We start from the raw sequence: 22,661 nt of genomic DNA, 5'->3' as shown, positions 1-22,661 counted from the left end.
GGACGAGAGATGTTTGGATATGTTGTCATTAATAAACCAGAATTAAAGTTTAAAGAGTTTGATATCTATCATTCTTTTTATTGTGGATTATGTCAAACATTAAAAGAGAAATATGGTTATAAAGGGCAGGTATCTTTAAACTATGATTTAACATTTGTAGCCTTGTTGCTGAATGGTTTATATGAACCAGAAACAAAACAAGAAATGTCTCATTGCTTATTGCATCCTATTCATAAATATTTGAAAAGTTTTAATGAATGTATTGATTATGCGGCACAAATGACAATCGTTTTAACTTATTATAAGTGTGAGGATGATTGGTTGGATGAGAAGCGTGTTTCAAGGAATATTTATAAGAAATGGATTGAGAAATGTTATTTAAAAATAAAAGATGAATATCCAGATAAGATTGAGAAAATTGAGAATTGTCTGAGACAAATTCATCAATATGAAAATCAGAAGATGCATAATTTAGATGAAATATCTCAATACTTTGGTCAGGTTATGGGTGAGATTTGTGCTTATAAGGATGATGAATGGCGTGATGATTTATATGAATTGGGATTTTATCTAGGGAAATTCATTTATTTTATGGATGCTTATGATGATATTGAAGATGACATAAAAAAGAAACGATATAACCCTTTCTTGGATGATTATAAAAGAGATGATTTTGATGATTATTGTTATTCTATTTTAGAAATGATGATTTCAAAATCAGCTGAAGTGTTTGAATGTTTACCGATTATAGAAAATGCACCATTAATGAGAAATATCTTATATAGTGGTGTTTGGCTGAAATATGAAATAAAAAGGAACAAAAAAGCGGAGGATAAGAAGTAATGGATCCATATCAAGTGTTAGGTGTATCATCAAGTGCTAGTGATGACGAAGTCAAAAAAGCATATCGTGAGTTAAGTAAAAAATATCACCCAGATGCTAATATTAATAGTGTTCATCAGGCTGAATACACTGAAAAATTTAAACAGGTTCAAAATGCGTATAAAACTATTATGGATGGTCGTAAACGAGGGTTTACAAATCAAAATTATGGTGGAACACAAGCGAATGGTCAATCTGGCCAGTCAACTTATCAGTATAATGGAAATGAACAGGCTGCCTTTAATGATGCAGCAGCCTATATTAATGCTAGACGTTTTCAGGATGCTTTAAATGTTTTGGAGCAATTGAGAACGCGTAATGCAATGTGGTTTTATTATAGTGCTGTTGCCATGAATGGTATTGGTAATAATATTACAGCTTTAGAATATGCACAAACAGCGGCGCAAATGGAACCTGGAAACTTACAATATTTATTCTTGGTTCAACAATTACAATCAAGTCAAGGACAATATCGTACAGGTCAACAGACATATGGTTCACCATATGCTGGTATGGCAAACTGCTGTTATAGTATTTTAATGTTTCAATTATGTTCAGCTTGCTGCTGTAGATAAAGAAAAGGAGATTCATATATGGGTAAAATTATTGGTATTGATTTAGGAACAACAAATAGTTGTATGGCGTTTATCGAAAATGGTAAAACAACAATTATTCCAAACAGTGAAGGAATGAAAACAACACCAAGTGTTGTGGCTTTTACAAAGGATGGAAAACGTTTGGTAGGTGAAAATGCGAAACGTCAAGCTGTGACAAATCCACAACAGACGATTTCTTCAATTAAAAGAGAAATTGGGACAAGATATACAAAAAGAATTGATCAAAAAGATTATACTCCACAGGAAATCTCTGCTATGATCTTACAAAAGTTGAAAATGGATGCTGAGTCTTATTTAAATGAAGATGTTACGCAAGCAGTTATTACAGTTCCTGCTTATTTTAATGATGCTCAAAGACAAGCTACAAAAGATGCTGGGCGTATTGCAGGATTGGAAGTTTTAAGAATTATCAATGAACCTACTGCTGCTGCTTTGGCTTATGGTCTAGAGAATAGTTATGGTCAAAAAATTATGGTTTTTGATTTAGGTGGAGGAACATTTGATGTTTCTATTATCGAAATTGGAAATGGCGTTATTGAAGTTTTATCAACATCTGGTGATAATCATTTGGGTGGTGATGATTTTAATCAATGTTTGGCACAATATATTCATAAAGAATTTCAAAAAAGAGAAGGCATTGACTTATCGCACGATATGGTTGCTATGCAACGTATTGAAGAAGCAGCCGAAAAAGCAAAGATCGAATTATCAACAATGACTTCTGCTACAATTTCTTTACCATTTATTACAACAACGGCACAAGGACCTAAAAATATCGATATGACAATTTCTCGATCACAATTCAATCAATTAACACAACAACTTGTTGAACGTACAATCTTGCCAATGCAGAATGCACTAAATGATGCAAGGTTATTACCTGCTGAATTAGATAAAATCATTTTGGTTGGTGGTTCATCAAGAATACCAGCTGTTCAAGATAAGATTAAAGAAGTGACTGGAATCACACCAAGTCAGTCATTAAATCCTGATGAATGTGTTGCTATGGGGGCTGGCATTCAAGGTGGAAAATTATCTGGCGATGTTTCAGCAATGGGAAGTTATGATGTGTTATTATTAGATGTTATGCCGTTAACATTGTCGATTGAGACTGTTGGTGGTGTTGCAACACCACTCATTGATAGAAATACAACAATTCCAACAAGTCATAGCCAAGTGTTTACAACTTCATCAAATTTCCAAACACAAGTAGAAATTAATGTTTTACAAGGTGAACGACCATTAGCAAGAGATAATAAAAGTTTAGGAAAGTTTAAATTGAAGAAAATCAAACGTGCAATGAGGGGAGTCCCACAAATTGAAGTGACTTTTGAGATTGATGCAAATGGTATTGTGAATGTCACTGCTAAAGATTTAGCTAGTGGAAATATGCAAAGTATGACAATTGAAAATGATACACATATGTCTGACGATGATATTGAAAGGGCAATTCATGAAGCAGAACAATTTGCACAACAAGATGCTATTCTTAAAGAAAGATTAATTTTTAAGAATGAAGTTGAAACTCTTATTATGCAAGTTGATTCAGGGTTATCTCAACATGGTAAAGAATTAGATAAGACTGTTAAATCACAGATCAAGGATGAATTATCACAATTTAAGAAAATGACAAAGAAAGTTGATTTTGAGACTTGTAGTGATATTGAATATGAATCTATAAGAACTGCTAAAATGAATTTAGAAAATGTAGCTGCTGTACTTTTATCGATGCAGTCATAATGGTTAGGGAATCTATAAAAAAATAGATTCTCTTTTTTGTAAGAATGGAATTCAACTATACTTTACTTGGTATAAATTGTATAATAAAGAAAGAACAAGGGAAAAGTATAGAGGTAAATTTATGAAACAGAAGCAGACTATGGGTATATATACATGTATTTGGATAGTGGCAATTGTCATTTTAATTGTTTCATTATTCCAAAATCTTGGATATGCAAAAGTCATTAATTATAGTGGAATTGTTAGAGGGGCTACACAAAAACTTGTCAAAGAAGAATTGCAGTGTGATAAGGATGATACTTTAATTGTCTATTTGGATAATTTATTAGATGAACTACAAACTGGTCATGGTGAACATGGTCTCATGAAATTAGAGGATAAAGTTTATCAGCAGGAACTTAATGAAATGAATGTAATGTGGCAAGAAATAAAATTAGAAATTCAAAATGTTCGTCATGGTCAGTCATCAAAAAAACTCTATCAATTAAGCCAGGAATATTTTCAAAAAGCTGATCATATGGTTGCTACTGCTCAAAATATATCTGATCAGAGCTTAGCACAATCAATTGTTATGTTTTTTCTTTATTTACTCATGACAGGTGGAATTTTCTTATTTTGGTATCGGCATAAACAAAAGCAAATTCAGAAAGTTATGTATATTGATAAATTAACAGGTATTTATAATCTGCTTTCTTTTGAAATAGAAGTACAAAAACAAATTGAAAATCAAAAGGAGTTTTCCTATGTTCTGATTTGTTTTGATATAGATGATTTTAAGTTTTATAATACTATATATGGTTATGCGTTTGGTGATAAAATGTTGCAGTCCATTGCAAAAGGATTACAATTATTTATTAATCATAATGGAATTTGTGCTCGAAGTAATAGTGATTGTTTTTATGCATTGGTTTCTTATCATGATGGCATTGCTGAAGATTTGAGGGATTATTTGAAAGTTGTGATGAAAGAAGATTTAGAATTGGATATTATTGATGATCTAACAATGAGTTTTGGTATGTATATGGTTACTCAAAATGAAGTTGCTCAAGATATTCTAGACTATGCTTTATTGGCTCATAAGAATGCGAAAGCTATTGGTAAGAATTGCATGATTTGGTATGATCAAAATTTATTAGATAGATTGAATCAGGATAATCTTATTTTAAAGCAAATGCATCGTGCTTTGGCACAACATCAATTTCAGATGTATTTACAACCTCAATTTGAAGTCTCAACATTAAAAATTATAGGGGCAGAAGCCTTGGTCCGTTGGAAAATGGATAATGGCACATTCTTATATCCGGATGATTTTATATCACTATTTGAAAAAGACGGGTATATATATGAGTTGGATTTTGAAATTTTAGAACAAGCCTGTCGTTTTATTAAAACATATAATGTTGCATCTGATTTTTCGATTTCTGTTAATTTTTCAAGAGTGACAATTCATCATAAGCAATTTTATCAACGTTTACATGATGTATTGGAAAAATATAAAACTCCTATTGGAAATATTGAAATTGAGATAACTGAAAGTGCATTTCACGATTTATCAAACGGAAGTCGAGCAATTTTGTTGAAATTAAGGGAAGAAGGCTTTACAATAGCAATGGATGATTTTGGGTCAGGTTATTCATCCCTTAACTTGTTAGATTCAATATCAGTTGATGTTTTAAAGATTGATAAGTTCTTTTTGGTAGAGCGTAGTCAAAAAAGAGAAATGATTATTGGCTTAATTGTTGATATAGCTAAGACGTTAGATATGAAAGTTATTTGTGAGGGTGTGGAAACTGAAGATGATATTGACTTATTGAGAAAATTAAACTGTCCTTTAGGACAAGGATATTACATTTCTAAACCAATATTAGCTCAGCAGTTTGCTGAACAATTTTTAAATCATGAGAGAGAGATTCATGGATAATATCTTTCTCTCTTTATGTACATAGGAGGAGTGTTTTATGAAAGTGAGATTAGCACAGTTGGAAGATTTATCAAAGATTATAGCAATTGAAAAAATTTGTTTTCCTATTGCTGAAGCAGCAACTGAAAAGCAATTTCATGAACGTTTTGAATCATTTGGAGATTGTTTTTTAGTGGCTGAAGATCATGGAGTTGTGGTTGGATTTATTAATGGGTGTGCAACTTCTCAACCTTATTTGCCAGATGAACTTTATTATGATGCTTCATTACATATTTCTCGAGGTGCCTATCAAACTGTTTTTGGATTAGATGTGCTGCCTGAATATAGGCAACAGGGAGTGGCTCGTAAATTATTGAATGCATTGATTGATTTGGCACAAGATAGGGGACAAAAAGGTGTTGTTTTAACTTGTAAAGACCATTTAATTGGATACTATCAATCATTTGGCTTTGTTCATCAAGGGGTGTCGACTTCACAGCATGGTGGGGCGATTTGGAATGATATGTTACTTGAGTTTGAGAGAATGAATAAATAGTTCTCTTTTTTTAGGGCAGAAAATAAGAGGAGATAGAAAGGAATTTATGATAAAATGATAAATGGTGATAAAAATGAAGTGGAATGATCGCTTTCACGAAGTTATTGAGTATATTGAGATATGTCTTCAACAGTACCATGAAGATATTAGTGTAAAAGATATAGAAAGCATTATGGATTGTTCTTATGATTTGTTTCAGAAAATGTTTAGTTACCAATGCGGTCTTGGTTTTTCTGAATATATCCGAAATCGTAAAATGACATTAGCTGGATATGATTTAAAGAGCACAGATTTGAAAGTGATCGAAATCAGTTACAAATATGGATATGAATCACCAACATCCTTTACAAAAGCTTTTCAGACATTTCATGGTGTTTCACCATCGATTGCAAGAAAGAATGAAGTTATGTTAAAAACGTATCCTAAGATGAAATTGAATTTGAAGAAATCTTATCCTTGGTTTCTTGAACGTAAAGAGAAGATGCGAATTATTGGAAAAAGCATTGAATTGGTAAAGGAAGATTTGAATAACGAACAACTCATTCCAGCTTTTTGGAGTCAATGTTTTCAGGATGGAACATTTGCTCAACTGGTAGAAATGGATGAGTCTAGTCGCAAAGGATGTTTTGGTTTGTTTTGTAATCATCAAGATAAGACAAAGATAAAATATATGCTTGGGGTTATTTCTTCTTGTCAGAATGATCATTATGAGACATATACGCTTCCACATGCAACATGGGCGGTTTTTGAATGTTGTGGAAGAATGCCACAAGCTATTCAAGATGGATGGAGATATCTGGAACAAGAATGGTTTGCTGAGTATCCATTTCAACATGCTGGTTATCCAGAAATGGAATGGCATAGTCAGGGTAATGGTTTTAGTGATAATTATTTAAGTGAAATATGGATACCTATTATTGAGGAGGAAAATGAAAATGGTTCATTTGGTTTATTGTGATAATGTAGGGAAAGAAGGCGAAAAGGTCTTAGATAAAATTTTAAATGGAACAAAAACTATGGTCATTCGTGGAGCTGCTGGACGTAAAATTCCCCATAGTCGTGTTTTTGAAAATGAAACGTTATATTTTATGCAAAAGGGAACAGCTCTTATTACAGCAAAAGCAATCGTTACAAAGGTTCAAAATTATGTAAAACTTTCTGATGAAGAGATTGACACTATTTTAGCAGATAATCAGAGTCAATTGAATTTGTCTGAAAAACAAAAAAAGAGATGGCATAAAAAATGTCTATGCTTAGTAAGCTTTGCACATGTTGAAGCAATTGCCCCCTTAGCGTTTGATCATCAGGGAAATATGGATGATTGGCTTATTATTGATAAGATTGAAGATGTTGTTGTTGGAACAAGCATTCCTTATAATTATGAAAAATCAAAATTAGCAAAGTAGCATTCGCTACTTTTTTATATACTTTTTTCATTATTTCATTATAATAAGAATAAAAAGTGAGGTTATGTTATGAAATTATGTTTTAAAAATATGGATAAAAAAGATTTAGATAAGGCTGCAAAACTTTTTCAAGTGGCTTTTCAGCAAGCACCGTGGAATGAGAATTGGACCTATCAGCAGTCTTTTGAAAGATTGTCAGAGATTATGAGTACACATTCATCAATAGGGTATGTTATATATGATAATGAATTATTAATAGGTATGTTATTGGGACGTGTTCTACCATATTTAGATGATTATGAGTTAATTATTGAAGAAGTATGTATTGCTCAGGGATATCAAGGACAAAATTTGGGTAGTCGTTTATTAGATTATACTAAACAGCAATGTTTACAAAAGAATATTACGCATATATCCTTGAATACGATAAGAGGTTTTTTAAGTGATGTTTTCTATCAAAAAAATGGTTTTTATGAGAAAACAGATATTGTTTGTATGGGGTGTCAATTAGAGGGGGAATAACAATGGAAATTGTCAATTTACAAATCCAAATTTTTTTATTGTTAGCAGTAGGTTATATCCTCGCAAAGAAGAATTTTTTGAGTAAAGAGACAAGAACACAAATGACAAATATTGTTTTAATGGTTATGTTACCTTGTTCAATAGTTATGTCTTTTCAAATTGATTTAACAGATAAAGTCATTCAATCAACGATTTCAGTTTTATTCATTTCTATTTGTATTCAGTTCTTTTATGGGTTTTTAAATAAAATTCTCTACAATCGTTATAGCCAGGATAAGAAGATTTGTTTGCAATATGGAACAATGGTTTCAAATGCTGGATTTATGGGGATGCCTATAGCTCAAGGTGTGTTTGGAGATATTGGCTTACTGTATGCATCGGTATTCTTAATTCCACAAAGAATTTTTATGTGGTCTTCTGGCCTTTCTTTATTTACGACTGTTGATCGTAAAAATTTATGGAAGCAAGTTATGACACATCCCTGTATTATTGCTATTTATTTTGGAGTTGGTGTTATGATTATGAAATATTTTGGTTTAGAAATGCCTATGCCATTGCAGATAACTCTTTCAAGTATTGGAAGCTGTAGTACAGCTATGAGTATGTTTGTTATTGGAGGAATTCTTTCTGATGTTGATCGTCAACAACTTTTTGATAAAGAGATATGTTTATATAGTTTTTATCGCTTGATTCTTATTCCGGTTATGATTATGATTATTTTAAGGTTATTGCATTTAGATATATTATCATCAAACGTTTGTATTTTGCTATCTGCTATGCCAGCTGCTAGTACAACGGCGATGTTAGCACAAAAGTATAATCAAAATGCTGAATTTGCATCTAGAATGGTTTTTATTTCAACTCTTTTCTCATTAATTACATTACCAATAATGACATTATTATTTCAATGGGGCTAATAAATAAAAAAACTAGTGAATCTTAATGATTTGTTAAGAAGTAATTATTGAAGTACGTTATAATTATTAAGTGGAGGTTGTTTATGAAAGATGATGATAAAATGATATTAGATGATATTATTGAGCTACAAAGTATAGCGCAAGCAGGACTATATTATGGAAAAGATGAATTTGATAAAGAACGATATCAAAAAGTAAGAGATATTTCAGCACATTTATTATCTATATATACTGAATTTCCAATTCAACAGATTCAAAAAGTTTTTTGCCATGACATTGGCTATCAAACTCCAAAATTAGATACACGTGCTGCTATTTTTAATAAAAAAGGGGAGATTCTTCTGGTTCAAGAGAAAGGTGGTTTATGGTCTTTGCCAGGTGGGTGGGTAGATATTAATACATCTATTAAAGAGAATACTGAAAAAGAGGTTAAAGAAGAAGCAGGATTAGATGTATTGGCTACAAAAATCATTGCTGTTATGGATCGTGATAAGCATAATTTTCCTCGATATATTTATAAGGTTATTAAAGTATTTGTTATGTGTGAAGTCATTGGAGGACATTTTGAAAAAAATATTGAGACAATAGATAGTTGTTATTTCCCATATCATCATTTGCCAGAACTTGAAACTGCTAAAAATAATCATGAACAGATTAAGCTATGTTTTCAAGCATCTCAAAGTCATTGTTGGCAAACGTATTTTGATTAAAAGTCAAAGAAATAAAAAGCATTATATAAAGTTATGAGTGAAAATTCATGACTTTTTTCTATGTATAAATAATCTTTGGTTTTACATGTGTTGACTGTTAAATAAACTCTTTTCCTATTTCCAAATGTAAGATATATAATATCAGTAAGTAAAATTTTCTTGATCATATTCACAAAAATTCTTTAGGAAAACAAACATTTTGTTGTTTTCTCAATGTACTGATTTTTACTAAGTTCTTTCATTTCTTCGTCTGTAAAATAATTTCTTGTTAAATATATTCTTTTTTAAGTATACAAAAATACCCTATAGATAATATCTCTTTTTATTTGATATCCATTCTATAGGGTATAGTTTAAAAATATGTTTTTGTATAAATAACTTTACCGATAATACGAATTGGTAATTGCTGGATTTCTTGTTGTGAAAAATATCTGTTTTCAGTAAGCGGATTAGTTGCTTCTAAAACAAGCATATCTGGTTTTTTAATAACCTTTTTTACAGTCACTTCATCATCTCCAATCATAACAACAGCGATTTCACCAGAAGAAACAGTTGAGCATTGTTTGATTAGAGCCAAATCACCATCCATGATACCAGAACCAATCATAGAATCACCTTGAATTTGTAAAAAATAGTCGCCTTTATAAAAATCTTCTTCAGTGACCTCTTCATCACCCATATAATTTTCCTGTGCATACATGTCATATCCAGCCTTTGCATAACCTAGAATAGGTCTTTTAAGATGGACAGATTTTCCTTTAATAATTGGATCAATATTATAACCAAGAAGAGCATTTAAACGGGATAAAGTTTCTTCTTGAATTCGCTTGACATCTCCAGATATCCAACGGCTTACTGTTGATTTTGTAACACCTAATTGAGCAGCGATTTCATCATTTGTCAATTGATGACGATACTTGTAATCTTTGATAATATCTTTTAATTCCATGCAATCCCTCCTTGTGCATATTATATAATAATTTCGGTATAAAATAAAGTGTATTCTCGATTAAAACTTAAATAGTTGCATAAATATATTGAATTATGCAACAAAGTTGATTATAATATAGGGGAGGAGTGATAAGAATGTGGGAAAGAGTCATTATACATAGTGATATTAATCACTGTTATGCACAAATTGAGGAAATGATGTTTCCAGAATTACGAAAAGTGCCTATGGTTGTAGGCGGAAATGAGAAATCTCGACATGGGATTGTCTTAGCTAAAAATGATCTTGCAAAAAAATATCATATTAAAACTGGTGAATCATTACATGATGCTTATCAAAAATGTCCAGATTTATTAGTGATTTCACCACATTATGATGATTATTTATATTATACTGAAGAAGTTAAAAACATTTATCGAGAGTATACTGATCAAGTGGAAAGTTTTGGATTAGATGAAGCATGGATTGATTTGACATCTTCACAAATGTTATTTGGTGGAGATCCTATAGTGATTGCAAGAGAAATACAAGAAAGAATATATCGTGAAATAGGAATTACTGTTTCTATGGGTGTCAGCTTTAATAAGGTGTTTGCAAAGCTTGGTAGTGATTTGAATAAAGAAAAAGGATTGACAGTCATTTCTAAAAAGAATTTTAGAGATGTTGTTTTTCCTTTGCAAGTTAGAGATTTGTTTTATGTTGGGAAAGCAACAACTGCTAAATTAAATGAAAAAGGTATTTATACTATTGGTGATATTGCACATCAACGTAAGGATTATTTAAAATCATTTTTAGGTAAGAATGGTGAAATGATTTGGTATTTTGCAAAAGGTATGGATATTAGTGAAGTTGCTTTATCCTCTTATGAACGTGAACCAAAATCAGTTGGAAATGGAATCACTACAATTCATGATATTTCTACTTATGAAGAGGCAAAAGGTGTTTTTAGAACTTTAGTAGAATCAGTTTCATCTCGTTTAAAGGATCAAAATTTAAAGGGATCTATTATTTCTATTCATATGCGTGATAGTCATTTGCAAAGTTTTACAAGACAAAAAAAGATTGATCTCGCCACAAATATTTCTAGTGAGATTATGACAACTGTTGAGATTCTTCTAAATGAAAATTGTTTGAGTTATTCTGGACATTTGGATAAACCGTATCGAAGTGTCAGTGTTTGTGTAAGTCAATTGCGCCATGATTATGATGAAGTGCAATTAAATTTTTTTGTTGATGAAAATGAAAGACAAAAAGAAAAGCGTATAGATATTGTTTTTGATGAAATTAGAAGAAAATTCGGTTTTGGAAAGATTAAAAAGTGTTGTATGGAATTGAATAAGGAATTAACAAATTTTAATCCTAAGGAAGAACATATAATCCATCCTGAGGGCTGGTTTAAATAATGCGTTTATACAAAAGGTATGTTGAAGTTATTGTTTTAACAAGTAAAGAGGGGAAGTTAAAACCGCTTTATTTAATATGGGATGGAGAGGAAGGGAAAGAAAGTTTTAGAATTGATAAAATTTATAATATTAGAAAGGCAGCTTCACAAGTTGGTGGGTGTGGACTTCTTTATGAATGTCGGATTGATGGTAAAGATAGATTTCTTTTTTATGAAAGGGATCGTTGGTTTATTGAAAGTTACAAACCCTAGATGTTTTCTTGTAGAAAATAACTGACAATGTTGTTGGATCATATGAGGAGGAAAGCTTATGTTTCAAGGAGAAAATATAATTAGAGAAATTTATACATCTGATGTTATTTTGATAGATGAAGAAATAGAAATGATGAGAAATGTAGATGATAGTTATTTTGATTTGATGGAAGAGTTCATTTCACGAATTTATGAACATCAATTGATATTGACTGAGGAAGAATTTAAGAATTTGGAAAATTGTTTTAATGATTTTTATTTTGAATATGCCTTTATTCAATTTCAGAGAGGTTTAGAATTAGGATTGGCTTTTCGTCATACTCATTAAAAAAATAGAGATTCATATATTTGTGAATCTCTATTTTTTTGGTATAATAAGAATAGGTGATAGAAATGGAAAGTACTGTTGATGTTTTGATGGTGACTCAATTAAATCAAATATTAAAGGATAATCATATTGAGTATTCATTACATACTGTAGGTGGATGTTCTTGTTGTGGATTAAAACTTTGCTGTCATGGACAGACTTATGATCAAAAGGCTTTATTAGATATTATTAATAAATATCTGGCAACAAAGTGGCTTATTGCTTCATATCAAATAAACGATCCAACTATATTATATATTGATTCAAAGTTTAATAGAAAAGAAAAATGATAAGACCTGCTATTTTAGGACTTATCATTTTTTAAGATGAACATAGAGCATGAAGCAAACATTGACATTGTTACAATATTTATTTCATCCCTTGAATTCCTTCTTCTAAGATTCTGAGTTGTAAAAGTGTTTCTTCATCTTTGACAAGTTTTTCTTTACCATTAATAAGTGTCTCATACAATGCATCATAATAACGTCCATAATCACCATTAACAGAAACAACTTTTTCTTCATGATACTGATTGTTATCATCATAATAAGTCAGTGTGCCATACTCATGAGGAAGATCAACACCAAAATCTTCATGGTCAGGCATATAAAACATTTTTAAATGTTCTTCTTGTTTGTCTTTTTTTTCTTTAACGAACATTCCTTTTTTGCCATATATAATAAAACTTGGACGTTCTTTTGCTCTAAAATAACTAGATTTGACAGAGACTTTTAAAGTTCCATAGTATAAGTCTAAATCAAAATAATCATTCATTCTTCCTACTCCTAATAATTGTCTCACATCATAATGGATAGAATCTGGCTTTCCAAAATATGAAATGACCTGGTCAAGAGTATGACAACCATGACCATATAAGTAAGAATTGATTTGACTGAATTCGTGAACAGACTCAGGGATATAAGGACGGTAATAATCAAAATGCATTTCTAACTCTAGAAGATCACCAAGTTTTCCTGATTCAATGACTTTTTGAACTGTTAAAAAGTCACTATCAAATCTTCTGTTTTGATAGCATTGAATCATAACCCCTTTTTGTTTAGCTAAGGTATAAAGTTCTTTAGCTTCCTCAAGAGTTTCTGTAAATGGTTTTTCTACCACACAGTTTTTACCTGCATTTAAAACAGTTTTTGCCAGTTCATAATGGCTTTGTGAGGGTGTAGATATAATGATCACCTGTACCTCCTGATCATTTAAAAGTTCTTGTAAGTCTTCTGTATAAATGACACCAGGGATTTCATCCCAAACATCTCGAGAATGCTTTCTAGTATAAATCATTTTAATCTTTATTTTATCTGATCTTTGCAATATGAATGGAATATGATAGCGATTTGCACTCTTTCCATTTCCAATAAATCCTACTGTTAACATAATGTCCTCCTTTAATTAAGATAATTCCATTATAGAATATTTCCATAAAGAAAAGAGAATATTTTCAATATTTGATAATTTATTTTCTAAATTTGATGAATTTGAGATATATAATATAAAGTCATATATACTTAATAAAAAAGGAGGAATAAAAATGTTAGCTGATTATCACATGCATACAAATTATAGTAATGATTCTCAATATGATATGGAGAAGGCAATATTGAAAGCAATAGATATGGGATTGGATGAGATATGTTTTACAGAACATAGTGATTATGGAACAATGGGAAACTATGTTGTTGATTATGAAGATTATTATCAAGGTTATTTAAAATGGAAAGAAAAATATAAAAATCAAATTGTAATAAAATTTGGTTGTGAATTTGGTGTGCAAATGCATACAATTTCTTCTTTTCAAAAAGATTTTCAAGAGTATCCATTTGATTTTATAATTCTTTCTAATCATCAAATTGATGATATAGAATTTTGGACATATAAATATCAAGAAGGAAAAACTCAGCGGGAATACAATAGAGGTTATTATCAAGCTATTTATGATGTGATCCAAAAGTTTGATGATTATAGTGTTTTAGGTCATTTGGATATGATTAAGCGTTATGATAAACATGGTAATTATCCAGATGAAGATGTGAAAGATATTCTTATTAAAATTTTAAAACACATTATCAAGAAGGGGAAAGGGATTGAAGTCAATACATCTTGTTTTAGATATCAATTGAATGATTTGACACCATCTCATTATATTTTGGAATTATATCATCAATTAGGTGGGACAATTATCACGGTTGGCTCTGATACACATGAGGAAGAACATGTTGGCTGTCGTATTCAATATGTATATGATGAATTGAAGAAAATAGGATATGATTCTTTTTGTACATTTGAGAAAATGAAACCAATTTTTCATAAATTATAGTGAATTGGAAATACTAAGAATATGTTTCTATTAAGTGAATGTATTCTTTTTATTTTTATAATGTTTTGTGATTCAGTATGGCTGAAATATTTGAGTATTTTTCTATGTTTTTTATATACTTTATATAGAAAGGAAGGTATTGTTGTTTTATGGGTTGTTTTATTAGCAGATTATTGTTTGTTAATAAATGATTATTATGAAATGGGGATTTTTCTATTCATTGTTGTTCAATGTTTATATCATGAAATTCTTGGGAGTCATTATAAATTTTATATCTTTTTATTTCTCTTGCTTTATCCACAAATGCCTATGCTTGTCCTTTGTTATATTTTGATGAGTTTTACAAATTTAATTGTTGCTTATCAGAAAAAACATTCCTTATTCATTACAATAGTATTGTTGGGATTATGTGATATATGTGTAGCTATACAATATATTTTTTCTATTCATGTTCCATTGATATGGCTATTCTATCTTCCATCACAAGTTTATTTTGTCAAAAAAGGCTTCATCAATGAAGATGGAGCCATTGTAATGGGAGACTCACAAAAAGAGCGCTCATCAGTAAAATAAGGCATATTTTAAGGATTGTTGCTGTATTGACTTTATTTTGCAGTAAAACTAAAATTCCAAGCCCAGCATTTGTAATTAAACCTGCTAACAATGAAGCAAAACTTAATGCTTGATTCATATACAGTTGTGTTAAAATGACACTGGCTGCACAATTGGGAATAAAACCAAAAATAGCACTCACAACTGGTTGTAAAAGACTATTATCTAAGAGGATATAAGAGAGTTGATCCGTTCCAATCATTTCTATTGCTGCAGACAAAATAAAGTTAACAACAAAGATAAATGCATATATCTTGATTGTTCTTAAGAAAGCTTCAATAAAAAGAGAATGATTATGGCAATGGTCATGAGTATCTTTTTGAGAAGTAAGATGATTTTCCTTGATAAAGACATCTACCAAGTACCCTATCAAAATGGCCAATATAAATTTAAAAATAATAATTTCTAATAAAGAAGAATAGAGCTCTGGAGATGTTAAGAGAATTGGAATCGCTTCATCACTTGTTGCAATAAAGACGCTAATTAATGTCCCTAGAGTGATTCTTTTTTCTATGAAAAGTAAGCTGGCAAGAACACCAAAACCACATTGAGGAATAATACCAAGTAAAGCACCAAAGATTGGACCATAGCGAATAAGATATTTATCAAAATGTTGGTTAATATTTTTGTGTTCAAAATATTCTAAACAAAGATACATAATAAAAAGAATAGGAAGAATTAAATATGTATCTTTAATAGTATCAATAAGGATATCCAAATTCTCACAACCTTTCTTACAATATTATTATATTTTAACGGAAAATAGAAAAAAATCAAATAAAGTGTTCATATAATGTTAATAAGTCAATAAGATAATAAGAGATATCAAATAAGAAAGTGTAAAATTGAGTTGATAATAAGAGAAAAAAATCGTTTTATATTCTATTATAGCAAATCATTTATACATTATTCTTATAATATATAGTAAAGGTAGAAGGATTATGAATATTCAAATCAAAGAAGTGAATGAGTTTAATCGTCAAGAGATTTTAAAACTAAGAGTTAAAGACACACAGGTTGGATACATAGAAAGTGTAGAGGAATGTTTGCAAGAGAGTGAAGAAGTCAGTTTATGGCGACCAGTAGGTTTGTATCGAGATGAATTGTTGATTGGGTTTGCAATGTATGGACTTTGGCAGGAAAATGGTGAAGAGCGAGTTTGGCTGGATCGTTTTTTAATAGCTGCTGACTATCAAGGGCAGGGTCTTGGTAAACAATCTTTAAATTGTTTACTTAAGCATATCTTTGATGAATATCAATGTCAGTACATTTACTTGAGTTTATATGATGATAATCAGTGTGCTTTTGATCTTTATCGAAAGTTTGGGTTTGTTGTTAATGGAGAAAAAGATATTCATGGTGAAACTGTTATGATCAAAAAAAGGATTAATCAATGAGATTAATCCTTTTGTATACTTTTATAAAGAGGATGAGTGCAATAAGACTTGCAATACTTTCAGATAGGGGGAAGGTTAACCAAACACCACTTAAACCGATATGGCTAATAAATAAGAGTGAGAGGGGAATAATAATGATAAATTGTCTTAATAAAGAGATAATTAAAGAATAATTTCCTTTACCCAATGATTCAAAAACACCAGACATTAAAATTCCAAATGTTGATAAGACAAAAGATATAGAGAGTATTCTTAATCCTGAAATACCAATCTCTAACATTGCCTGATTGGCATTGAAAAGTGATAATATCTGTGTTGGAAATATTGAAAAGAGAAGTGTTCCTAAAGTCAAAATAGTGGCGATAGTCAAGCCAGCGGCTTTTATTGATTGATCCATTCTATCTTTTTGTTTAGCGCCATAATTATAACTCATAATAGGTCGCAATCCTTGAATGACACCATTAGCAGGCATATAAACAAATGTTTGAAGTTTAAAATAAACCCCAAAGAATGCCACAGCGGTTTGTGAAATGGTTGCTAAGACACCATTAAGAATTGAAACAAGAACAGATGGTAGACACATCATTACACCTGATGGTATAGCTATACTATATAAATTTTTAAAGACTTGAAAATCGATTTTAAAGTGCTTGAATGATATATGAATATGTTCATTGTGTCTTGAAAACAGATAAATAGAGAGAATAGCTGCTCCAAATTGTCCAATAATTGTGGCAAGGGCAGCACCAGTAACGCCCATTGCTGGCAAACCGAAATATCCAAAAATAAAAATTGGATCAAGAATAATATTGATAAGGGCTCCAATAATTTGCATAATCATAGGAACTAACATATTTCCACAAGCCTGAAACATCTTTTCAACAGCAATATGAATAAACGAACCAAATGTAAATGTAATAACAATTGTCCCATACTGTAAACCGTATGTTATAACATCTTTATCTTGAGAGAATAAATGAACAAATGGTCCAATAAAAAACAGCCCAATCAACACAAACAAAAGAGAGTGCAAGAGACTCATAACTATACCCTGACTTGCGACATGTGAAGCATCTTTGTCATTATTTGCTCCTAAATGTCTTGCAATCATTGCATTCATTGCAATTCCAATCCCACAAGAAAAAGCTAAAGATAGATTCTGTAAAGGAAAAATTAATGAAACTGCTGTTAATGCTGATTCTCCTAATTGAGCAACAAAAATACTATCTATAATATTGTATAATGATTGAATTAACATTGAAATCATAGGTGGAAAAGCCATTGATATCAACAAAGGGAATATAGGCTTATAGCCCATTGGATTTTTCTTTTCTTCCATAAAAGACTCCTTTCATAAAAATAGCTATAGATGTCTATTTAAAAATCAGAAATAGAGAAATCTATAGCTATATCAAGCAAAGTTATTGAATTGCATGAATATTTTATATGGCAAAATGTCAATTGTCAACATTTTTCTTAAGAATCAATTGAATACTATCATCAGTTTGCATAGGTTTACCAGTATAGTATCCTTGAATATAATCAGGGTTGAAAGTTTCAATGATTTCTAATTCTCCTTTTGTTTCAATTCCTTCAACAACAACTTTTAATTGAATCTGATGACAAAGTTCAATCATTGATTTCATAAATGTTGCGTTGAAAGTATCTTTCTTAATATCTTTGACAAATGAGCGATCAATTTTAATAATATCTAAAGGTTCATCCTTTAACAAGGAAAGTGAAGAATATCCTTTCCCAAAATCATCCATTGCAATTTGAACTCCGAGTGCCCGTAATTCTTTTATTCTTTGAATAACAAGGTAGGCGCTTTGAGCAATGGCTGTTTCTGTTAACTCAATAATCACTTGTTGTGCAGGAATATGATATTTATGAAGTGTTTGTTCAATAAATAAAACAAAGTTATTTTCCATAAGTTGAACATGAGAGACGTTAATACTCATCATAATAGAAGAATTATAAAGAATCCATTCTTTTAATTGTAAAAGAGACTGATTAAATATCCATTTTCCTAAAGGAATAATATCTCCTGAATTCTCTAATATAGGAATAAATGTATCGGGGCCTATATTTTGAAAATAAGGGTTTTTCCATCTGCACAATGCCTCAAATCCTATAAGTTTGTGTGAGTGCGATTTAAATTTTGGTTGAAAGACCAGTGAAAAATTTTCAAAATCATTCAAGATATCTTGTTTTAGAGCATTGATTAATTGGAGTGAATATGTTTTTTCCTCTGAAAGATGAGAATGAAATAAAATTAAATGAGGTTGTGCTTGCAATCTGCTATATTGCAAGGCAATTTCACAATTTTTTCTCAGTTCTAAATATGTATTGCCATCTTTGGGAGACAGTACACATCCAGCATTGAATTGAATAGTAAAATGTTTATCTTCATAACTATGAGCATCTTGGCTATATTTTTCGATCTGTTGATATATATGCTGAATAGAATGAATATCAATATTTTTGAACATAATTCCAAATTCATCACTTTCTAATTTAAAAACGGTTGCATCTTTATGTAGCAATGTCTGTAGATTCTGGCCAATAATTCTTAAGACATTATCTCCAAAATCTCGATTAAAGAGTTGATTTATACTTTTAAAATCATTAATATTTAAGATCATTAAAGCAAAAGGGCCTGCGGTTTCATTAATTCTCTTTTCTAATTCAAATTGATTGAAAAGCCCTGTCAAATTATCACGATAATTTTTCTTGCCTAAATTTGTGATAAAGCCAGCAAATAGACTTGGTTCACCATCTTGATCATATTCAACATGACCATGACATCGTAACCAGACATATTCATTGTTTTTATTTAAAGCACGATATTCAACAATATGACTATCTGTTCTACCATCAGCTATAAGCTGATTGCTGTTTAGAAATTCATATCTATCATCAGGATGAATTTTTGTTCCAAAGACTGCTGCAGCATTTGTAAGGATTTCACTTGGGAAATCAAATTCTTCAACCATTGAAGGTGTGTATTTAAATATATTGTCTTTCATATTACAAATAAAAATATAATCATCAGTACTTTTTACCAAAGCATCGTATAATAAATCTTTATTATAATCAAATTGATTCTGAACTGGAGAATTTTTTTTGAGATCATCTAGAGCTTTTTTAAGGTGATTATGTTTTTTCCATTTATACATCTTTTCATCTGCATGAGTAATCATCTCATTTAATGATAATGAACAATCCGGTGTGATTTTGTACAATCCGTAACAGAATGATAGATAATAAGGAAGATTTTCATCATGCTTTAAGGATTCTAAATCATTCAAAATTTGATTAAGGTGCTCATGAATATTATCAGTAGTGTTATCATAGAATGAGAGTAAAAATTCATCACCACTCAACCTTAAAAAAACATCTTCTGAATTTAAAGTCTTTCTAACATAACTAGCAATGGTGCTGATAACATAATCCCCATCGTGATGCCCGTAACTATCATTGATTTGTTTTAAGTGATCAATGTCAAATAAACATAGAATGATATTTTTATTATCATCTCTGGCTTTAAGTATTTGATTTTGTAATGCTTGCTTACCAAACTTACGATTATAGATACCAGTCAATTCATCAAATGATGCATCTATTGTTAATTGTTTAATAGCAGTAATATCAACTGAATATTGAAAATGAACTAATGAATGATCAAACCATTCAACCATACAATCATAGTTTTGATAGACATGATTATCAAAAGAACTCATTTCTTCCCATGAATAACATTGTTGCGGATTTTCAATCAAGAGTTTGACAGGGCAATTATCACATCTATGGTAGGCATTTTTTTGTAAGACTTTCCAACATTGTAAACCAATAGGATTATCTAAACGATAATTCTTTTTCATATGTTCATTGATATAAAGAATTTCATCTGTATGTGGATTGGTGATGAGAACATTAGCTTTGATATTATCTAGGAATTGACTAAAAATAGTATTATTATTTAATAAGTTGTGTAGATATGTATCTTTATCTATAAATACACTTGTATAAAAATGAGCAATGTCTTTTAATACTTCTTTATCTTTTTGTGTAAAATCGCCTTCATGAATATCTCTTATAAAAAGAAGTTCCCCATAGTAAGTATTTTGATTTATAAGTGGACAAATGAGTAGATAGTGAACTGATGAATGATAAGACGAGATTGTTTTTTCATGATGAGTATGAATGTATTCTAATAACTGACAATCTTCTATTTGATAAACATAAAAAAAGTCTTTATCTTGTTTATTCTTTAAAAAGAAAGCTGCAATATTTTTGATGGGAATTAATGGTTTTAATATATTAAAAAAAGATATTAATGATTGTTGATAATCATTATCTAAAAAGAAATGCTGTAAATCTTTATAATTTTTATAAATATCTAACAGAAACTTGCCATTTTCAAAATCCATAATTTATCAACCCCTTTGATTCATTATAAATCTTTTGAAATAGGAAAACAAATGAAATAAATATCTTTAAAATAAAAAGTATATCAGATGACAATCAAGGAAAAATAAGGTATATTCATAAACAATGGAGTTGATTTTATGAAAAACAAAGGAATTTTAATGATTGTTTTATCAGCACTTTGTTTTGCTGGTATGAATATGTTTGTTAAACTTTCAGGGGATTTGCCTTCTATTCAGAAAAGTTTCTTTAGAAATTTGGTTGCTGTAATCATTGCTTTTTCAATCCTTAAAAAGAGCGGTTATGGTTTTCATGTTGATAAAAAGAATATAAAAACATTATTTTTAAGATCTTTATGTGGAACAGTTGGAATTATTGCTAATTTTTATGCTGTTGATCATTTGCTGTTGGCTGATGCATCCATTATTCAGAAATTAGCACCATTCTTTGTAATTATATTTTCATTTTTTCTATTAAAAGAGAATGTTTCAAAAAAGCAAATTTTCTCAATTATAATTGCTTTTATAGGAACATTGTTTATTGTAAAACCAAGTTTTCATAATACTCAATTATTCCCAAGTTTTGTTGCATTAATAGGGGCAATGGGAGCGGGGATTGCTTATACATTAGTTAGAAAACTATCAAAGAATGGTGTGAAAGGTCCACAAATTGTTTTTTATTTTTCTATTTTTTCTTGTCTCAGTGTTGTTCCATATCTTATATTAAACTTTCATCCTATGACTTTAGAACAATTAATAATTTTATTTCTGGCAGGATTATGTGCAGCAGGAGGACAATTTGCAGTAACAGCAGCTTATTCTTATGCCGCTGGTCGAGATATTTCATTGTTTGATTACTCTCAAGTTGTTTTTGCAGCTATTCTTGGTTTTTTTGTTTTTCAACAAATACCAGATATTTATAGTTGGATAGGATATTTTATTATTTTTGGGATTACATTATATATGTTTATATCTCAACGTCGATTAAAAACAAATTAGTATTTATTATGAGAATAATATCATTTTGATAGTTCTCTTTTTTTACTTCTTTATTTTCAACTTTCATGTAAGATAATAAATTTTAGGAATACTACATAATATGACAAAATATGGGAATAAAAGTCTTTTGAAAGGGCTTTGATATGCTTGCAAACGACATATATTTGTAATATAATAATGACATGAAAGGGAGGATATTGGAATGAATATCAAAAAATTAAAAGAAATGAGAAAAAATAAAAAAGGTTTTACGTTAATTGAAATCATAGTCGTTGTTGTTATTTTGGCTGTATTAATGGCAGTTGCTGTACCTTCTGTATTAAAATATATGGGAGAAGCGGATGATGCTAAATACATGTCACAAGCAAGAGGTGCTTATATTGCTGCACAAGCTGAAATCACTAAGGAATATGTTGCTTCTACTACTAAAGACACTTTGGAAGCTAAAGTTGATGAAATGGTTAGTGGCACACCAAAAGTCTCTCAAGTTGATGTTTATATGGTCAAACCAACATCAGTTGATAAGACTGGAGCAGAAGGTGGAACTAAATTAACTGGAAGTCCTGAAAATGCAGTTATGTATGTTGTTTATTTTGGAGCAGATCCATCTAAACCTGAAGCTGTTGCTACAGTAGAACCAAACTCTTCAGTTCAAATATATAGATAATAAAAAG

24 protein-coding genes are annotated in these 22,661 nt (G+C 30.1%); 19 read left to right on the top strand and 5 right to left on the bottom strand.

What is annotated here, in order from left to right; translation table 11 throughout:
• Nucleotides 1-9: 9 nt before the first annotated feature.
• The 10 genes from GQF29_RS17350 (at nt 10) to GQF29_RS17305 (ending at nt 9,250) form a co-directional block, all read left to right on the top strand.
• Complete coding sequence (locus GQF29_RS17350) at nt 10-843, top strand: DUF5685 family protein (protein WP_008789550.1); 834 nt, start codon at nt 10-12, stop codon at nt 841-843.
• Nucleotides 843-1,457 carry a J domain-containing protein gene (locus tag GQF29_RS17345; protein WP_008789551.1) on the top strand — a complete coding sequence of 205 codons (615 nt, stop codon included), beginning with the start codon at nt 843-845 and terminating at the stop codon, nt 1,455-1,457. Before GQF29_RS17350 ends, GQF29_RS17345 begins: the two co-directional genes overlap by 1 nt.
• An 18-nt stretch (nt 1,458-1,475) precedes the next feature.
• Nucleotides 1,476-3,239, top strand: coding sequence for a molecular chaperone DnaK (gene dnaK, locus GQF29_RS17340; RefSeq protein WP_008789552.1), 1,764 nt, complete (start codon nt 1,476-1,478; stop codon nt 3,237-3,239).
• Between the two features lie 121 nt (nt 3,240-3,360).
• The gene (locus GQF29_RS17335; RefSeq protein WP_008789553.1) at nt 3,361-5,160 is read left to right on the top strand and encodes a bifunctional diguanylate cyclase/phosphodiesterase; all 1,800 of its coding nucleotides are present in this window, start codon (nt 3,361-3,363) and stop codon (nt 5,158-5,160) included.
• A 37-nt stretch (nt 5,161-5,197) separates the two neighbouring features.
• The gene (locus GQF29_RS17330; protein WP_008789554.1) at nt 5,198-5,695 is read left to right on the top strand and encodes a GNAT family N-acetyltransferase; all 498 of its coding nucleotides are present in this window, start codon (nt 5,198-5,200) and stop codon (nt 5,693-5,695) included.
• Nucleotides 5,696-5,768: 73 nt separating this feature from the next.
• Entirely contained in the window at nt 5,769-6,653 is an 885-nt protein-coding gene (locus GQF29_RS17325) for an AraC family transcriptional regulator (RefSeq protein WP_008789555.1), read from the top strand.
• Complete coding sequence (locus GQF29_RS17320; protein ID WP_008789556.1) at nt 6,631-7,101, top strand: hypothetical protein; 471 nt, start codon at nt 6,631-6,633, stop codon at nt 7,099-7,101. The genes GQF29_RS17325 and GQF29_RS17320 overlap by 23 nt, the downstream gene beginning before the upstream one ends.
• Nucleotides 7,102-7,170: 69 nt before the next feature.
• On the top strand, nt 7,171-7,623 hold the full coding sequence (locus GQF29_RS17315) for a GNAT family N-acetyltransferase (protein WP_008789557.1): 453 nt from the start codon (nt 7,171-7,173) through the stop codon (nt 7,621-7,623).
• Between the two features lie 2 nt (nt 7,624-7,625).
• A complete protein-coding gene (locus tag GQF29_RS17310; protein ID WP_008789558.1) occupies nt 7,626-8,540 on the top strand; it encodes an AEC family transporter in 915 nt (304 codons plus the stop codon).
• An 83-nt stretch (nt 8,541-8,623) separates the two neighbouring features.
• Complete coding sequence (locus tag GQF29_RS17305; RefSeq protein WP_008789559.1) at nt 8,624-9,250, top strand: NUDIX hydrolase N-terminal domain-containing protein; 627 nt, start codon at nt 8,624-8,626, stop codon at nt 9,248-9,250.
• A 352-nt stretch (nt 9,251-9,602) separates the two neighbouring features.
• Here GQF29_RS17305 and GQF29_RS17300 read toward each other — a convergent pair whose 3' ends face one another.
• Nucleotides 9,603-10,199 (bottom strand): LexA family protein, encoded by a 597-nt coding sequence (locus GQF29_RS17300; protein ID WP_008789560.1) that lies wholly within the window; start codon nt 10,197-10,199, stop codon nt 9,603-9,605.
• Nucleotides 10,200-10,336: 137 nt separating this feature from the next.
• On the opposite strand from GQF29_RS17300, the gene GQF29_RS17295 reads away from it, so the two are divergent.
• The 4 genes from GQF29_RS17295 to GQF29_RS17280 all read left to right on the top strand — a co-directional run bounded on the left by GQF29_RS17295 (nt 10,337) and on the right by GQF29_RS17280 (nt 12,510).
• Nucleotides 10,337-11,602 (top strand): DNA polymerase Y family protein, encoded by a 1,266-nt coding sequence (locus tag GQF29_RS17295; protein WP_017143721.1) that lies wholly within the window; start codon nt 10,337-10,339, stop codon nt 11,600-11,602.
• Nucleotides 11,602-11,853 carry a hypothetical protein gene (locus tag GQF29_RS17290; protein ID WP_008789562.1) on the top strand — a complete coding sequence of 84 codons (252 nt, stop codon included), beginning with the start codon at nt 11,602-11,604 and terminating at the stop codon, nt 11,851-11,853. Before GQF29_RS17295 ends, GQF29_RS17290 begins: the two co-directional genes overlap by 1 nt.
• A 58-nt stretch (nt 11,854-11,911) precedes the next feature.
• A complete protein-coding gene (locus tag GQF29_RS17285; protein ID WP_008789563.1) occupies nt 11,912-12,181 on the top strand; it encodes a hypothetical protein in 270 nt (89 codons plus the stop codon).
• A gap of 65 nt (nt 12,182-12,246) precedes the next feature.
• A complete protein-coding gene (locus tag GQF29_RS17280) occupies nt 12,247-12,510 on the top strand; it encodes an RDAC family protein (RefSeq protein WP_008789564.1) in 264 nt (87 codons plus the stop codon).
• Between the two features lie 79 nt (nt 12,511-12,589).
• Here the strand turns inward: GQF29_RS17280 and GQF29_RS17275 are convergent, their stop codons facing one another.
• The gene (locus GQF29_RS17275) at nt 12,590-13,609 is read right to left on the bottom strand and encodes a Gfo/Idh/MocA family oxidoreductase (RefSeq protein ID WP_008789565.1); all 1,020 of its coding nucleotides are present in this window, start codon (nt 13,607-13,609) and stop codon (nt 12,590-12,592) included.
• A 154-nt stretch (nt 13,610-13,763) separates the two neighbouring features.
• Between GQF29_RS17275 and GQF29_RS17270 the strand changes: the two genes are divergently transcribed.
• Together GQF29_RS17270 and GQF29_RS17265 are read left to right on the top strand one after the other, a co-directional pair.
• A complete protein-coding gene (locus GQF29_RS17270; protein ID WP_008789566.1) occupies nt 13,764-14,549 on the top strand; it encodes a histidinol-phosphatase HisJ family protein in 786 nt (261 codons plus the stop codon).
• A gap of 21 nt (nt 14,550-14,570) precedes the next feature.
• Nucleotides 14,571-15,122 carry a hypothetical protein gene (locus GQF29_RS17265; protein ID WP_008789567.1) on the top strand — a complete coding sequence of 184 codons (552 nt, stop codon included), beginning with the start codon at nt 14,571-14,573 and terminating at the stop codon, nt 15,120-15,122.
• Here GQF29_RS17265 and GQF29_RS17260 read toward each other — a convergent pair.
• Nucleotides 15,061-15,879, bottom strand: a complete 819-nt coding sequence (locus tag GQF29_RS17260) for a putative manganese transporter (RefSeq protein ID WP_008789568.1) — start codon at nt 15,877-15,879, stop codon at nt 15,061-15,063. The two genes, GQF29_RS17265 and GQF29_RS17260, sit on opposite strands and share 62 nt — an antisense overlap.
• 223 nt (nt 15,880-16,102) lie before the next feature.
• Between GQF29_RS17260 and GQF29_RS17255 the strand changes: the two genes are divergently transcribed.
• Complete coding sequence (locus GQF29_RS17255; protein WP_008789569.1) at nt 16,103-16,558, top strand: GNAT family N-acetyltransferase; 456 nt, start codon at nt 16,103-16,105, stop codon at nt 16,556-16,558.
• On the opposite strand, the gene GQF29_RS17250 is transcribed toward GQF29_RS17255, so the two are convergent.
• A complete protein-coding gene (locus tag GQF29_RS17250; protein WP_008789570.1) occupies nt 16,548-17,897 on the bottom strand; it encodes an MATE family efflux transporter in 1,350 nt (449 codons plus the stop codon). The genes GQF29_RS17255 and GQF29_RS17250 overlap by 11 nt on opposite strands.
• A gap of 118 nt (nt 17,898-18,015) precedes the next feature.
• Entirely contained in the window at nt 18,016-20,991 is a 2,976-nt protein-coding gene (locus GQF29_RS17245; RefSeq protein ID WP_008789571.1) for a bifunctional diguanylate cyclase/phosphodiesterase, read from the bottom strand.
• A gap of 138 nt (nt 20,992-21,129) precedes the next feature.
• Here GQF29_RS17245 and GQF29_RS17240 point away from each other — a divergent pair, with 138 nt between their 5' ends.
• Together GQF29_RS17240 and GQF29_RS17235 are read left to right on the top strand one after the other, a co-directional pair.
• The gene (locus tag GQF29_RS17240) at nt 21,130-21,987 is read left to right on the top strand and encodes a DMT family transporter (protein ID WP_008789572.1); all 858 of its coding nucleotides are present in this window, start codon (nt 21,130-21,132) and stop codon (nt 21,985-21,987) included.
• A gap of 202 nt (nt 21,988-22,189) precedes the next feature.
• Nucleotides 22,190-22,654, top strand: a complete 465-nt coding sequence (locus tag GQF29_RS17235) for a prepilin-type N-terminal cleavage/methylation domain-containing protein (RefSeq protein ID WP_236916459.1) — start codon at nt 22,190-22,192, stop codon at nt 22,652-22,654.
• Nucleotides 22,655-22,661 lie beyond the last annotated feature (7 nt).

Source organism: Coprobacillus cateniformis, from assembly GCF_009767585.1.
GTDB classification, from domain to species: domain Bacteria; phylum Bacillota_I; class Bacilli_A; order Erysipelotrichales; family Coprobacillaceae; genus Coprobacillus; species Coprobacillus cateniformis.
Note: the sequence above shows the minus strand (reverse complement) of the source record. Positions and strands in the feature narration are given on the sequence as shown.

Excerpts from the sequence above, each read along its gene's own strand:
- GQF29_RS17350 (WP_008789550.1), top strand. The coding sequence starts at position 10 with ATGTTTGGATATGTTGTCATTAATAAACCAGAATTAAAGTTTAAAGAG.
- GQF29_RS17345 (WP_008789551.1), top strand. The coding sequence starts at position 843 with ATGGATCCATATCAAGTGTTAGGTGTATCATCAAGTGCTAGTGATGAC.
- dnaK (WP_008789552.1), top strand. The coding sequence starts at position 1,476 with ATGGGTAAAATTATTGGTATTGATTTAGGAACAACAAATAGTTGTATG.
- GQF29_RS17335 (WP_008789553.1), top strand. The coding sequence starts at position 3,361 with ATGAAACAGAAGCAGACTATGGGTATATATACATGTATTTGGATAGTG.
- GQF29_RS17330 (WP_008789554.1), top strand. The coding sequence starts at position 5,198 with ATGAAAGTGAGATTAGCACAGTTGGAAGATTTATCAAAGATTATAGCA.
- GQF29_RS17325 (WP_008789555.1), top strand. The coding sequence starts at position 5,769 with ATGAAGTGGAATGATCGCTTTCACGAAGTTATTGAGTATATTGAGATA.
- GQF29_RS17320 (WP_008789556.1), top strand. The coding sequence starts at position 6,631 with ATGGTTCATTTGGTTTATTGTGATAATGTAGGGAAAGAAGGCGAAAAG.
- GQF29_RS17315 (WP_008789557.1), top strand. The coding sequence starts at position 7,171 with ATGAAATTATGTTTTAAAAATATGGATAAAAAAGATTTAGATAAGGCT.
- GQF29_RS17310 (WP_008789558.1), top strand. The coding sequence starts at position 7,626 with ATGGAAATTGTCAATTTACAAATCCAAATTTTTTTATTGTTAGCAGTA.
- GQF29_RS17305 (WP_008789559.1), top strand. The coding sequence starts at position 8,624 with ATGAAAGATGATGATAAAATGATATTAGATGATATTATTGAGCTACAA.
- GQF29_RS17300 (WP_008789560.1), bottom strand. The coding sequence starts at position 10,199 with ATGGAATTAAAAGATATTATCAAAGATTACAAGTATCGTCATCAATTG.
- GQF29_RS17295 (WP_017143721.1), top strand. The coding sequence starts at position 10,337 with ATGTGGGAAAGAGTCATTATACATAGTGATATTAATCACTGTTATGCA.
- GQF29_RS17290 (WP_008789562.1), top strand. The coding sequence starts at position 11,602 with ATGCGTTTATACAAAAGGTATGTTGAAGTTATTGTTTTAACAAGTAAA.
- GQF29_RS17285 (WP_008789563.1), top strand. The coding sequence starts at position 11,912 with ATGTTTCAAGGAGAAAATATAATTAGAGAAATTTATACATCTGATGTT.
- GQF29_RS17280 (WP_008789564.1), top strand. The coding sequence starts at position 12,247 with ATGGAAAGTACTGTTGATGTTTTGATGGTGACTCAATTAAATCAAATA.
- GQF29_RS17275 (WP_008789565.1), bottom strand. The coding sequence starts at position 13,609 with ATGTTAACAGTAGGATTTATTGGAAATGGAAAGAGTGCAAATCGCTAT.
- GQF29_RS17270 (WP_008789566.1), top strand. The coding sequence starts at position 13,764 with ATGTTAGCTGATTATCACATGCATACAAATTATAGTAATGATTCTCAA.
- GQF29_RS17265 (WP_008789567.1), top strand. The coding sequence starts at position 14,571 with ATGTTTCTATTAAGTGAATGTATTCTTTTTATTTTTATAATGTTTTGT.
- GQF29_RS17255 (WP_008789569.1), top strand. The coding sequence starts at position 16,103 with ATGAATATTCAAATCAAAGAAGTGAATGAGTTTAATCGTCAAGAGATT.
- GQF29_RS17250 (WP_008789570.1), bottom strand. The coding sequence starts at position 17,897 with ATGGAAGAAAAGAAAAATCCAATGGGCTATAAGCCTATATTCCCTTTG.
- GQF29_RS17245 (WP_008789571.1), bottom strand. The coding sequence starts at position 20,991 with ATGGATTTTGAAAATGGCAAGTTTCTGTTAGATATTTATAAAAATTAT.
- GQF29_RS17240 (WP_008789572.1), top strand. The coding sequence starts at position 21,130 with ATGAAAAACAAAGGAATTTTAATGATTGTTTTATCAGCACTTTGTTTT.
- GQF29_RS17235 (WP_236916459.1), top strand. The coding sequence starts at position 22,190 with ATGAATATCAAAAAATTAAAAGAAATGAGAAAAAATAAAAAAGGTTTT.